The sequence below is a fragment of the Pseudomonas sp. NPDC008258 genome (genome assembly GCF_042956345.1).
In the GTDB taxonomy this organism is placed as follows: Bacteria; Pseudomonadota; Gammaproteobacteria; order Pseudomonadales; family Pseudomonadaceae; genus Aquipseudomonas.
Genome location: NZ_JBIBGE010000030.1, coordinates 14,632 through 27,395 on the forward strand (window position 1 = coordinate 14,632; position 12,764 = coordinate 27,395).

The following is a 12,764-nucleotide window of genomic DNA, read 5'->3' on the forward strand; positions in this document are numbered from 1 at the left end:
TAAGAGCTCAACTTAACTTGAGGTCAACAGGCATGGCAGCGGACAACACGCGGATGCTCACGGTAGGCGAAGTGGCCAAACGCAGCGGCGTGGCGGTGTCTGCGCTGCACTTCTACGAGTCCAAGGGGCTGATCGCCAGTGTCCGCACAGCCGGCAACCAGCGCCGCTTTCCCTCGCTGGTGCTGCGTACGCTGGCGATCATCAAGGTGGCGCAACGCACCGGTATTCCGCTGGAGGAAATCAAGCAGGCGTTCAGCCGTTATGCGCCCAACAGCAAGCTCACGGCGGCGCAATGGGGCGAGATGTCCACGGCCTGGCGCGAAGACCTGAACGCCCGCATCCGCACGCTGGAGGCGCTGCGCGACAGCCTGGACAACTGCATTGGGTGCGGCTGCCTGTCGCTGGAAGATTGCCCGCTGCGCAACCCAGAGGATGTACTGGCCAAAGAAGGCACCGGGGCGCGGATCCTTGAGAAGAAAGCCCGCTAGCCTGCAGACTTGCGCAAACATTGTGGGAGCGGCCTTGTGTCGCGAAAGGGCTGCAAAGCAGCCCCAGCAATTTCTGCATCTTGCTGAAATCAGGGGGCCGCTGTGCGGCCCTTTCGCGACACAAGGCCGCTCCCACAGGGGCGGGCCAGCTTTTTGGAACCATTGCGACCTGCCAACGCCCTAACCCTGTGCCGTTAACCCAAGCCGCTCACAGGAAGGAACTAAGCCATCATGAAACGCGAACAGATCGAAGGCGTTGCAGAGAACCTCGCAGGCAAGGCGCAAAGCGCTGTTGGCAGACTGATCGAAGACCCGGCACTGGAAGCCGAAGGCGATGGGCGTCAGGCCGCAGGCCAGCTGACCAAAAGCTATGGTGATGCCCTGGACAGCGTGTCTTCGTTCGTAAAGGAAAAACCGTTCGCCGCACTGGCCATCACGGCTGCCGCCACGCTGCTGGTGTCTCGCCTGCTGCGCCGCTGAACAGGGCACCGCAAGCAGGGCCAGGGCCGGGTATACCATCCGGCCCGCGGCATCACCAGAGGGCGATATCGTAGGTAAGGTACAAGCGGTTGCTGTCGCGCCCACGGGCGAAATCCGAACGGTACACATAGTTACGCAACTTCACGCCCAGCCCTTTCAGCGGCCCGGCCTGCACCACGTAGGCAATCTCGGCGTCACGCTCCCACTCCTTGATGCCCTCGGCACCCGAGCGGCCATTATCGCCACTCAGGTATCGCGCCATGAAAGTCAGGCCCGGCACACCTGCTGCCGCAAAGTTGTAGGCGTAGCTGGCCATCCAGGTCTTTTCCTCTTCCTCGATGAACTTGCCGATACCCACGTTGCTGAACGAATACACCGTCGCACCGCTGATGTATGGCAGCCCAGCCTCGCCATTGAGCACCTGGTAGCCCGCGCCGACGGTATGGCCGGAGTGCGCATACGCCAGCTGGCCGCTGAGCATGTCGTTGTCGATGGCACCGCCGTAGGCCGTACCGCTGTCACGGCTTTTGAAGTAGCGCAGGTCAGTGGTCAGCACCCCACCGGCCAGCGGCAGGTCATGCACCAGGCCGACGAAGTCCTGGCGGTAGAAGTGCTCAAGCTGGCCATGGAAGTAGCTCAGGCGCAGCGGCTTGCTGACGCTGTACTCAGCACCTGCAAACGTGAAATCCCCCGACCTGGTACCGCCGTAGCCGTCCAGATACAGGCCTGTGCTGTCGGCTGAGTCCCGCTGCTTGAAGCGGTCCAGGTGACCGGCGCTCAATGTCAGCCCGTCAATGTCCGTACTGGTCAGCTGCGTGCCCTGATACGTCTGCGGCAGCAGCCGCGCATCGTTGTAGACCAGCACCGGCGTCTTGGGCAGCAACGTGCCGTGCTTGAGCACAGACTTGCCCAGGCGAGCCTTGGCCGTTACCCCGGCGCTGGCAAACTCTTGCGCCGCACGGCCATCGTCATGCACCGGCAAAAGCCCCGTGCCACTGCGCCCGCGACCGGAGTCGAGCCGGGTACCCAGCAGGCCGAGGGCATCGATGCCCACGCCCAGCACACCTGGCGTATACCCTGACTGGTAGTCGAGCAGAAAGCCCTGTGCCCACTCGACCCGCTCACTTTTGGCAGTCGCGGCGGCGCGTGCACTCATGCCCTGCTCATCACGGAAGTTTTCATTGAAGTAGACATTGCGCAACTGCAACTTGAGCGTGCTGTCTTCGATAAAACCAGCCGCGCCGGCAACAGGCAGCCAGCCGCAGAGCAGGCCACAGGTGGCCCCACGGAATACAACTCGGGACATGATCGGTACTCTATTGTTGTTATTTGAAAGTGTGCAGACAGGGCTCAGACGAAGAACGACAGAGCACCTGTAAGCAGGGCCAGCGCGGTGATCACCAGCGAGGTGAGCACGGCCCATTTGAAGGTGGCCTTCTGGAAGTCACCGATGTCACGGTCGACCATGCCCACCAGCAGCAACGTCGAAGCCACCAACGGGCTCATCAGGTGCACCGGCTGGCCAAGGACCGAAGCGCGGGCAATTTCCAGCGGGTCGATGCCATAGGCCGCTGCGGCGTTGGCCAGGATCGGCACCACGCCAAAGTAGTAAGCGTCGTTGGACAGCACGAAGGTCAGTGGCATGCTGGTCAGCGCCACCACCAACGGGAACCAGTGGCCCCATTCTTCGGGAATCCAGTCCACCAGGGTTTGCGCCAGGGCGTCGACCATCTTGGTGCCCGAGAAGATCCCGGCAAAGATACCCGCAGCAAACACCAGCAGCACCACGGTCATGGCGTTACCCGAGTGCGCCAGGATGCGTTCTTTCTGCAACTCCAGCTGCGGGTAGTTGACCATCAACGCGGTAACAAAGCCGATCATGAACAGAATGGCGGCATGCATCAGCCCCATCACCAGCGCCGTCATCACGGCAATCACCAGCAGCAGGTTGACATAGGCCAGCCGCGGGCGCTTGCACGGGTTGTCGCCGAGGATTTCCTTGATGTAGCAGTTGCCACCGCCAGACTCCAGCGCGATGTTGCCGATACGACGGCGTTCGGTGCGCCCCAGCAGAAAAGCAGTGAACACCACCCAGGCTGCACCGCCGATCATGGTCGGCAACATCGGGATGAAGTATTCGCTGGCGTCCAGCCCGAGCGCGGCGATGGCCCGCGTGGCCGGCCCGCCCCAGGGGCTCAAGCCGCTCATGATGCTCAGCGACAGCATGGCCACGGTGGCCAGGATCATCGGGTTCATGCCGATGCGCTTGTACAGCGGCAGCATGGCCGCACAGGTGATCATGTAGGTGGTGGTGCCGTCACCGTCCAGCGCCACCAGCAGTGACAGCAGCGCCGTACCGATGGCGATCTTGACCGGGTCGCCATTCACCCGTTTGAGGATCTTGCGGATCAGCGGATCGAACAGCCCGGCATCGATCATCAGGCCGAAGAACAGGATGGCAAACAGCAGCAAAGCGGCCGATGGCGCGACCATTTTCAGGCCGTCGAGCATCATCTTGCCCAGCTCGGGGGCAAACCCGCCGATGACGGCAAAAACAATCGGGACAACGGTCAGCGCAACGATAGGCGACAGGCGCTTGCTCATGATCAGGTAGGTGAACGTCACCACCATGATCAGGCCCAGGAGTGCGAGCATGGTCTTTCTCTCTTGTTTTTATTGTGCGTGGCCGCCCGCGGGCAGGCAGCCCCCTACCCCACTCGGCATCGCGGTGATGTCGAGTGGAATTTTAAGTCAGGCGTGGGTGTAGCGGCGGCCAATCAGACGTGGCGGTGTGGCTCTGCGGGCCAGTCGACCTGAGCAGGTGCGGGTGAAGCCGGCTGCGCTGGTTGCCCGCCATCGAGGGTGTGCAGCAGGGTAGCCCGATCACAGGCATTCTCGGAAAGCGAGATCACCACGGTGGCCACCGCATTGCTGGCAAGGCTGGTAAGGGCCCGGGCCTCGGACATGAAGCGATCGATGCCAATCAACAGGGCCAGGCCAGCCAGCGGAATATCGTGGATCACGGTCAGGGTCGAGGCCAGGGCGACAAACCCGCTGCCTGTCACCCCGGCGGCGCCTTTGGACGACAGCAACATGATCGCCAGCATGGTCAGTGTCTGCCCAAGGGTGATATCGATATTGCAAGCCTGGGCAATGAAGATGGCAGCCAGCGACAGGTAGATGGCCGTGCCGTCGAGGTTGAACGAGTAACCGGTTGGCAACACCAGGCCGACCACACCCTTCTTGCAGCCCAGCTTTTCGAGCTTTTCCAGCATGCGTGGCAGCACTGGCTCGGTGGACGAAGTACCCAGCACCACCAGGAATTCTTCGCGGAAATAGCGCAGCAGTTTCCACAGGCTGAAGCCGTGGGCACGGCAGATGCCCCCCAGTACGACCAGTACGAAGAATGCGCAGGCGATGTACAGCGTACCTACCAGCTTGGCCAGGGCTCCCAGCGAGGTGATGCCGTATTGCCCCACGGTAAAGGCCAGCGCACCGAAGGCGCCCACCGGTGCAAAGCGCATCAGGTAGCCGAAAATGCGGAATACCATGGTCGAGGCCGACTCCAGCACCTCCAGCACGGGCTTGCCCTTGTCACCCATGGACGACAGGGCAAAACCGCTGAGCACGGCAATGAACAGCACCGGCAGCACTTCACCTTTGTTGAAGGCGCCGATGAAGGTGTCGGGAATGATGTGCATGAAGAAGTCCACCACGCCCAGCTTGGCAGCCGAGGCCGTGTACTGGCTGAGGCCTTCGGTACTGAGGGTGGCAGGGTCGATATTCATGCCTGCACCTGGCTTGAACAGGTACACCGCCGCCAGCCCTATCACCAGGCTGACCACCGTCAGGCCCAGGAACAGCAGCAGCGTCTTGCTCATCAGGCGCCCCAGCGAGCGCTTGTCGGTCATCCCGGCGATGCCGGTGACGATCGTGCAGAACACCACCGGGGCGATCATCATCTTGATCAGCTTGATGAAGGCATCGCCCATCGGCTTGAGTGCAACGGCCTGTTGCGCCCAGAAGTGGCCGACCAATACACCCAGCAGCACGGCGCAAAGGATCTGGAAGTACAGCGATTTGGCGAGTTTCATGAGGCATCACCGTTGTTGAAATTGTGCGGATGCGCTTGGGTGAATGTACGAGCGTGTGGCTACCCTGCCAGCCTGCGCAAGGTAGGGGCATAGACAAAGCCTGAGAACAGCCGCCGGGCGGTGCGTACCACCGAAACCTGGGTGGTCTTGCCGTCGGCACCACTGCGCGACAGCGCCACATCGATGCCACCGCTCGGATGCTCCAGGCGCACCTCGGTCAAGGGTTCGGCACTCTCGCCCAGCAGATCGCCGATGACCGTACCAGGGCTGATACAGGCCGTTGCCAGCCCGACTGCGCCCGTGATGGCCAAGGCACGGTGGCAGTTATGCGGCATGAAGTAACGCACCTGCAACGTGCCATCGTACCGTGGCGCCGACACCAGCACCGGCTTGGGGATGACCATGCCACTGACGTCGCCAAGGCCCATGGCCTTGCCGGCTTTCAGGCGCAACGCTTCCAGGCGCTTGAGCAGTTTGGCGTTGCCATCGAGTTCTGCAGGGGTTTCCGATCCGCTCACCCCCAGTTGACTGGCCTGCACGACCATCATGGGCATGGCCATGTCGATGCAGGTTACCGGTACGCCATCGATCACATCCGTGGCCGCGCCGGTGGGGAACAGCTTGCCGGTCTTGCTACCAACAGCATCGAGGAAAGTCAGCTGCACCGGGGCGGCAGTACCCGGTACGCCGTCGATTGCCGTGCGGCCTTCGTAGCGCACGATGCCGCCGGGGGTTTCCACCAACGAATTCACCAAGGTACCGGTGTTCAGGTTGCGGATGCGGACCAAGGTCTTGCCATCCTGGCCTTTCACCAGGCCCTGCTCGATGGCAAACGGGCCGACGGCGCACAGCATGTTGCCGCAATTGGGCGCGGTGTCGACGCGGCGCTGGGCAACCATCACCTGCACGAACAGGTAGTCGACATCGGCATCGGCATGCAGCGACGGGCTGACGATCGCCACCTTGCTGGTTTGCGGGCTGCCGCCACCGATGCCGTCGATTTCCAGCTCATGGCCGGAGCCCATCAGGTTGATCAGCAGCTCGTCGCGCTCGACCACATTGGCAGGCAGGTCCCAGGCGTGGAAGAACGGCCCTTTCGAGGTGCCACCGCGCATGAGTACGCAAGGAATTCGCTGCATGATTTTGCACTCTTGTCGATCAATGGACATCATTGATGCTGTGAGCAAAAGAGTGGCAGGGATGGATAAATCAATCCAATGCAAATATCGTAGCCATTATTGCGATCCAGACATCAATCAAGCACGGCGACAGTGGCGGGTTATCTTATGGAATATGAGCTGCAAGACATCCGATCTTTCGTGAAAATCGCCGAACTTGGCAGCTTCCACGAGGCCGCCGAAGCTCTTCACCTGTCTCAGCCGGCCCTGAGTCGGCGGATCAAGAAGCTGGAGGAAGGGCTGGGCACCTCCTTGCTCGAACGCACCACACGCCGGGTCGGCCTGACAAGCGTGGGCCGCGACTTCCTGCCCAAGGCCCGGCGTCTTCTGGATGATTTTGAAGACTCGATCCTCAGCATCCGCGAACTGGCCGAGCGGCAGACCGGCCAGGTCACCCTTGCCTGCATCCCCACCGCCGCCTTCTACTTCCTGCCGTCGGTGATCCGCGACTACAACGAGCGCTACCCGAAAATCCGCATCCGCTTGCTGGACCTCAGCGCCAACGACGGGCTGGAAGCCGTGCTGCGTGGCGAAGCCGACTTCGGCATCAACATGATGAGTGGCCAACACCCGGACATCGAGTTCGTTTCATTGGTGCAGGAGCACTTCGTACTGGCCTGCCGACGGGACCATGCCCTGGCAAACCGCAAGGCCGTGACCTGGACCGAACTCGCCGAGCACCGCCTGATCGGCGTGGGTCGCCTGAGCGGCAACCGCATGCTGCTGGACCACGCGCTGTCAGGGCTCAACCTGCGGCCCAAGTGGTTCTACGAGGTGCAGCACCTGTCCACGTCGCTGGGCATGGTGGAGGCCGGCCTGGGCGTGTCTGCCATGCCCAGCCTGGCAATGCCCAGCGCCGACCACCCCACCTTGGTCAGCGTGCCGCTGATCGAGCCGCAGGTCACGCGCACACTGGGGTTGGTCTACCGCCGCGGGGCATCGTTGTCGCCCGCCGCGGAAAAGTTCGTGTCAATTCTGCTGGAGCAGTGGCCCAACCGTTGAGGGCCGAAGCTCAGTCGGCTTTGCCCAGCACAAAGCGGTCAAAGTGCTCGATGTGCTCATCCAGGTTGTCTTCGAGCATCATCCGGTACTGCTCGCAGAAGTACTTCAGGATCTCCTCCCGGGCTGCCGCCAGCTCCGCGCCGCTCTTGAAGCTACGGGCACTCATCCAGGCGCTGAAGCGTGTGGCACCGAAGGTGAGCGAGGCACTGACCTTGCCCAGGTCTTCGAATTTTTCGATCTGCTGGTTGGCCAGGTCGATGTGCGCATCGGCGCGGTCGTAAAAGGCCTGATCGGTAGCTTGGGTCATTGCGGTTCACCTGGTAACGGAAGCCCAAGCCTTGCATGGCGGCGCGCATACGTGCAAGGCTGAAAAAGGATCAACGACACAACCAGACAGGAAGCAAAGCACCTTATGCTTGGAATCACACGTATCCATCGCTACTTGCGCCCACTGCCTGCAAAACCGACTGCAGCCAGTGGGCGTGACCTCAAGGCCAAACGAGCCGCCCGCCTTGCCTCAAAGGTTGCAAACCTCCTCTGCACCCCCCGCTCTGCCCCGCCCTACCTCTGTGTCACGCCTGAGCGTGCACCTGCCAAACGCGTGCCCCCGACCTGACTGCCGACGCTGCAGTTCACACGCCGTGCTCGCTTGCTACAGGCGAGATGTCTGACGCACCCACAAGGGCAACACGCAATGCTTTTCTTTCAAGGTAAACAGATTCTCAGCGCCATCTTCGATATGGATGGCACCCTTTTCGACACCGAGCGCTTGCGCTTCAAGACGCTGAAACAAGCTTCGCTGGAAATCTTCGGCAAAGCGCTGAGCGAGCACACATTGATCGGCTCGCTGGGCCTGAGCGCGACAAAGGCAGAAGCCTTGGCCAAGGCGCATAACGGTGAAGACTTCCCATACGCCGAGATCCGCAAACGTGCGGATGAACTTGAGCTGGAGTATGTGCGCAATCACGGCGTACCGATCAAGGCCGGCCTGCTGGAAGTGCTGGAGCGCTTGCGCAAGTCAGGCTTGACCATGGCGGTGGCCACGTCCAGTCGCCGTGCCATTGCCGAGGAATACCTGATCAACGCCAACGTGCTGAAGTACTTCGACATCACCGTCTGCGGCGATGAAGTCAGCCAGGGCAAACCCCACCCCGAGATTTTCCTGAAAGCCGCCCGCGCACTCAATTGCGAGCCCGGCCAATGCTTCATGGTCGAGGATTCGGAGAACGGCATGCTGTCGGCCATGCGTGCCGAAGGCCAGGCGATCCTGATCGAAGACATCAAGCCACCTGCCGCCGAGATCAAGGCAGGCGCGCTCAAGGCCTACCGCAGCATGACCGAATTCCTGGCTGATTTGAGCGAGTGCGTGCCCGACCTGGGCATGCCCGAACTGAACGAAAGCTTCCCGGCCTCCATGAACCAGTTCCGCGTGGGCATTCATGGTTTCGGCGCCATCGGGGGTGGCTACCTGACGCAGGTCTTTTCCCACTGGGATGGCTACACGCGGCCATGTGAAATCATCGCCGCCACACGCTCACGCATGCTTCGCGAAAGCGTCAATGCCTTCGGCCGTTACAGCGTGCGCTACGGTGCTACATCGTTCGACCAGACCATCGACAACGTGCGCATGATCGACCTGGACGATGACGACGCAGTCATCGGTATGTACACCGCGGCCGAAATCATCGGCCTGAGCCTCCCGGAACAGGCCATCCGCAACCAGGCGAAGGTGATTGCCAAGGGGCTACTGCAACGCTTCGAACGACGTGGCCGCGAGCTCACGTTGCTGATCGTGCTGAACAAGGTAGGCGGCGCCGCATTCGTGCGCCGCCATGTGCAGGCGGAGCTGGCATTGCTGTGCTCGCCAGCCATCGGCCAGCAAGTGCTGGAAAAGACCCACTTCGCCGAAACCGTGGTCAGCCGCATTGTCTCCAAGCTCGGCAACGACGCACTGGTGCGACAACTGCGCATCAAGTCACGGATGTTCCAGAACAGCCTGGAAGATGAGCCGGCAATCGCCAAAACGGCATCGACGCCAATGCCTGAATACGAACGACTGATCGGGCGCTTCAGGCCCTTTGCCCAACCCAGCAGCGCGATGAGCCAGTTGCACCTGATCCTGTTCAACAGCGAGCCCGACATGCCGCTGTACGTAGAGCACGGCAGCGAGCTGCTCGAACGCCTGCGCCAGGTGAAGACGGTGCCTGACATCACCCAGATCCAGGTGATCAAGAACCGCCTGTGGAACGGCCCGCATGCCATCGTTGCCTGGTACGCCAGCCTGCTGGGCCATGACTCGGTAGGCCAGGGGATGGGCGATGCACGTGTGAGCGAACTGGCCGAACGCCTGATTCGCCAGGAAGTCGGCCCCGCACTGGTGGCGGAGTACCCACAGATGGCGGAGGTGGTTAGCCGTTTTGCCGAGACCTTCCTGGAACGCTGCAAAACCTCGTTCAAAGACCCTTGTGCCCGAGTGGGGCGCGACCCGTTGCGCAAGCTTCAGCGCAAAGAACGCATCTTCAGCAGCATCGACCTTGCACGCAAGCATGGTATCGAAACCCCGACGCTGGAATTTGGAGCGGCTCTGGCCATTCACCATGCCCTGCGCTGCAAAGACGACAAGGCGCTGGAAGCCCGGGCGATCAGGCAGGTGTATCAAGACAACGACGGTAGTGTCGAGGCCGTGCTGACCTGTGACGTTGACCGTGATGGCAAGCGTTTTCCAGGGTTGGACCCGGTCAGGGATGCACAACTGATCAGCACCATTTCTCGAGCGTTCCGGCAGTATCCACAAGGGCATGCGACAGCCAGGTTGGACGAGCTTTGCAATGGCACCGGCGTTGCCGGTGTTCGCGGGCAAGCCCGCTCTCACAGGGATCGCGTCAGCTTTTAGTTCTTGAGCAACCCGGCTGTTCCCACAGGTGCTGCATAGCCTGAAGCCTGCGCTGTACCTGTGGGAGCGGGCGTGCCCGCGAAGAACCCATCACGGTATGTGCCACCGGCATTGCCGGTGCAGGCATCAGGCTCTGATCTTCACAAAAACCAGCTCTGGGTCGCCTTCATCCAGGTTTTCAACCTGACCACTGCCGATAAAACCACACTTCTCAAGCAGCGCCTGCATCGGCAGGTTCGACGCGTTGGTCGAGGTAAACAGCTTGGCACCCAGGGCCCGGGATTCAAATCCACGAAGAATGGCTACGCCCACACCGCGGCGACGCGCCGAATCCCGCACCACCACGAGCGGGATGAAATCCTGCCCGAAAAATGAGTTATCCAACACGCCATAGCCCAGCAGCAACGCAGCATTTTCAGCGTCCGTTGCCACCCAGCACTGGCCGCAAGCTACCGCGCGGGTAATGAACTCCCGTCGGCTGTCTTGGCACTGCGTGATTGCATCAAGATCAAAGAGCGCAGCAAGGTCGGCTTGCCTTGCGAGCCGCATGTGTGGTCCAAGCGCCATTGCGTCACCGTATCAATAAATCAGCGCACCATCCTATCACCCGTGTCGCGATCAACCGCAGGCACAACGTAAAGTTCAAACAACTTGTAGGAATCATCTGGATTTCTTCAGACAGCATTTAAGGCCCCTTGGCAGATGTTAGGTTTTTAACCTCAACCATGCACAGGGAATTTGTATATGCGCGTCAGCCTAGAGGGAAAAGGCCAGGCAGTAGATGGCGATGTCACCACGACGGGTGCTGTCTGTATTGCAACGGGGCACGGGTATCTGGATGAAGGGCGAATGGTGCTTCGTGAAGGCGACCACACCACGGCATGTCCCCTTTGTGGGCAGGTGGGCACTGTCGCCGAAGGCGTAGACCACTTCATTTCCGATGGCCAGCGGGTGGCCATGGACGGTGCGCTGGTTATCTGTGGCTGTTCGCCGGGCAGCAACCGGGTGGTCGCGCCGTTGTATCAAGCACCGCCGCCCCTGTATGCCGTTGCAGGGCATGCCCATACCCACTTTGCCGAGCCGGCAACCACCGTCAACCCCGCACGCTTCTCCCAGCCTGTAATTGGCGGATTGCCCGGCACAATGGAACCCGGCTTTTACGTGGTGCCTCGACGCATGTCGTTCCCTCAGGTGCTGCTGCAACTGGCCGAGCACGACGCCACGCTGCCAATCTCCCGTTTGCAGCGGCTCAACCCTACGTTTGAACAGGGCTTCAAAGCAGGGGAAATCTTCGTTATCGGTGACCCTGACAACGGTGATGCCTGCACCCGCGAGGAAGGCCAGTTGATGGCCGCGGCGCAGCAAGCACGCCGCGCGCTGGAAGCGCTCGATTTCGCCGAAGCGGATTTCATGATGGAGCACCAGGCCGAAATCGCCGGCTTGCTCAGCGACGCCAGCCTTTCCATGGGTGTGGGCAAGGACATGCTGGATCAAGGTCTGAAGCAGGTCAGTCATACGTTGACCAGTATCGAACAACTGCATCAGCGGGAGTTCATGCGTCATGGCCACTTGAATAGCCCGGGCTTCTTTGCCGAACGGCGGCGGCTTCTGCAGCAGCTGGATGGGCAGCTGAAAACAGCACTGTTGAATAAACAGTTGAACCTTGGAAACTATGAGCGCTTGAGGAAGAGCTTGAACATCTCGACCAAAAGCCTGGTGCATCATTGGTCAAAAGCGGGCGGGCCGGGGCAGATTCCGGGGTATGCGACGCATCTGGATAAGGTAGCGCGGCTCAGCAAGTACCTTGAGTATGGAGGGTACGCTGCAATAGGATTGAGTGGGACCTCCTCATATCTAAAAGTTCAGGAAGTTTGTCGGGCTGATGAAACAGGTGATTGTAAGAAGGTTCGTTTCACTGAAACGGGTAGCTTCGCAGGTGGACTGGGGGGAGGCATGCTTGGGGCCTGGGCAGGAGGTGCTGGTGCAACCGCGCTGTGCGGTGTTTTCTCGCTCGGTACGGCTGGGATTGGTCTTCCGGCATGTGGGATTGTGATGGTTGGCGCTGGCTCTGCGGCTGGTTCTATTGGCGTTGGCGCTTTCGGAGAGAAAGCTGGGGAGTTGCTGTATGAGGTGACAGATGATTGACTTCGAGAGTTGGTCGCCTCTTCTTAAGCTAGCATTCCTGATTGTCCCGTTTGTCACTGGCTTCACGGGTCTGGCTATTAATTTTAAAATCGCAATGTCCCGCGATTTTGAAGTTGCCTTGTCAGCCATCACAAGCAACCCCTATCTGGAGCAGATGAAGTCCGTCTGGGGAGGCGGGAGCCTGCGGTCTCGCTGCCTGCTGATGAGCGCGGTGAGCGCCGTAGTCACGTTTCCTCGATTTTATCTACATATGGGCTGGCTTGATGAAAAAGAAATTAAAAGTTTTCCATCATGCTTGAGGCGAAAAATGGTCATTGCGCTCTGGCTGATTTCGATTGCGCTGCTTTGGACCCTGATTGGTTACTTTTTTATTATAAAATGAGAATGGCGCAGACCCGAAAGTACGGATTTTCGGTTTTCAGCCATACGTTTTCCACTTGAAACTTTTTTGCGGTTAGCCATTTTCTATTACCGCCTTCTATTG

The 12,764-nt window shown here is 60.4% G+C and carries 12 protein-coding genes; 6 read left to right on the forward strand and 6 right to left on the reverse strand.

Annotated elements, in window-relative coordinates; all coding sequences use genetic code 11:
- Positions 1 to 32: 32 nt before the first annotated feature.
- A complete protein-coding gene (gene soxR, locus ACFY9W_RS21915; RefSeq protein WP_391134583.1) occupies positions 33 to 488 on the forward strand; it encodes a redox-sensitive transcriptional activator SoxR in 456 nt (151 codons plus the stop codon).
- A gap of 231 nt (positions 489 to 719) precedes the next feature.
- Positions 720 to 968 carry a CsbD family protein gene (locus tag ACFY9W_RS21920; protein WP_391134586.1) on the forward strand — a complete coding sequence of 83 codons (249 nt, stop codon included), beginning with the start codon at positions 720 to 722 and terminating at the stop codon, positions 966 to 968.
- Between the two features lie 52 nt (positions 969 to 1,020).
- On the opposite strand, the gene ACFY9W_RS21925 is transcribed toward ACFY9W_RS21920, so the two are convergent.
- The 4 genes from ACFY9W_RS21925 to ACFY9W_RS21940 form a co-directional block, all read right to left on the reverse strand.
- The gene (locus ACFY9W_RS21925; protein WP_391134589.1) at positions 1,021 to 2,274 is read right to left on the reverse strand and encodes an OprD family outer membrane porin; all 1,254 of its coding nucleotides are present in this window, start codon (positions 2,272 to 2,274) and stop codon (positions 1,021 to 1,023) included.
- 44 nt (positions 2,275 to 2,318) lie between these two features.
- Entirely contained in the window at positions 2,319 to 3,623 is a 1,305-nt protein-coding gene (locus tag ACFY9W_RS21930) for a citrate:proton symporter (RefSeq protein ID WP_391134592.1), read from the reverse strand.
- Between the two features lie 122 nt (positions 3,624 to 3,745).
- Complete coding sequence (dctA, locus tag ACFY9W_RS21935; RefSeq protein WP_391134595.1) at positions 3,746 to 5,062, reverse strand: C4-dicarboxylate transporter DctA; 1,317 nt, start codon at positions 5,060 to 5,062, stop codon at positions 3,746 to 3,748.
- 59 nt (positions 5,063 to 5,121) lie between these two features.
- Positions 5,122 to 6,201, reverse strand: coding sequence for a 4-oxalomesaconate tautomerase (locus ACFY9W_RS21940; protein ID WP_391134598.1), 1,080 nt, complete (start codon positions 6,199 to 6,201; stop codon positions 5,122 to 5,124).
- Positions 6,202 to 6,348: 147 nt separating this feature from the next.
- Between ACFY9W_RS21940 and ACFY9W_RS21945 the strand changes: the two genes are divergently transcribed.
- Positions 6,349 to 7,242: a LysR substrate-binding domain-containing protein gene (locus tag ACFY9W_RS21945; protein ID WP_391134601.1), complete on the forward strand. Its 894-nt coding sequence runs from the start codon at positions 6,349 to 6,351 to the stop codon at positions 7,240 to 7,242.
- A 10-nt stretch (positions 7,243 to 7,252) separates the two neighbouring features.
- On the opposite strand, the gene ACFY9W_RS21950 is transcribed toward ACFY9W_RS21945, so the two are convergent.
- A complete protein-coding gene (locus ACFY9W_RS21950; protein WP_060498818.1) occupies positions 7,253 to 7,549 on the reverse strand; it encodes a DUF3144 domain-containing protein in 297 nt (98 codons plus the stop codon).
- 387 nt (positions 7,550 to 7,936) lie between these two features.
- Here ACFY9W_RS21950 and mtlD point away from each other — a divergent pair, with 387 nt between their 5' ends.
- Positions 7,937 to 10,135, forward strand: coding sequence for a bifunctional mannitol-1-phosphate dehydrogenase/phosphatase (gene mtlD, locus ACFY9W_RS21955; protein ID WP_391134605.1), 2,199 nt, complete (start codon positions 7,937 to 7,939; stop codon positions 10,133 to 10,135).
- Between the two features lie 126 nt (positions 10,136 to 10,261).
- Here the strand turns inward: mtlD and ACFY9W_RS21960 are convergent, their stop codons facing one another.
- A complete protein-coding gene (locus tag ACFY9W_RS21960; protein WP_391134608.1) occupies positions 10,262 to 10,702 on the reverse strand; it encodes a GNAT family N-acetyltransferase in 441 nt (146 codons plus the stop codon).
- A 177-nt stretch (positions 10,703 to 10,879) separates the two neighbouring features.
- Here ACFY9W_RS21960 and ACFY9W_RS21965 point away from each other — a divergent pair, with 177 nt between their 5' ends.
- The gene (locus tag ACFY9W_RS21965) at positions 10,880 to 12,280 is read left to right on the forward strand and encodes a PAAR domain-containing protein (RefSeq protein ID WP_391134611.1); all 1,401 of its coding nucleotides are present in this window, start codon (positions 10,880 to 10,882) and stop codon (positions 12,278 to 12,280) included.
- The gene (locus ACFY9W_RS21970) at positions 12,273 to 12,662 is read left to right on the forward strand and encodes a hypothetical protein (protein WP_391134614.1); all 390 of its coding nucleotides are present in this window, start codon (positions 12,273 to 12,275) and stop codon (positions 12,660 to 12,662) included. The genes ACFY9W_RS21965 and ACFY9W_RS21970 overlap by 8 nt, the downstream gene beginning before the upstream one ends.
- The last annotated feature ends 102 nt before the right edge of the window (positions 12,663 to 12,764 follow it).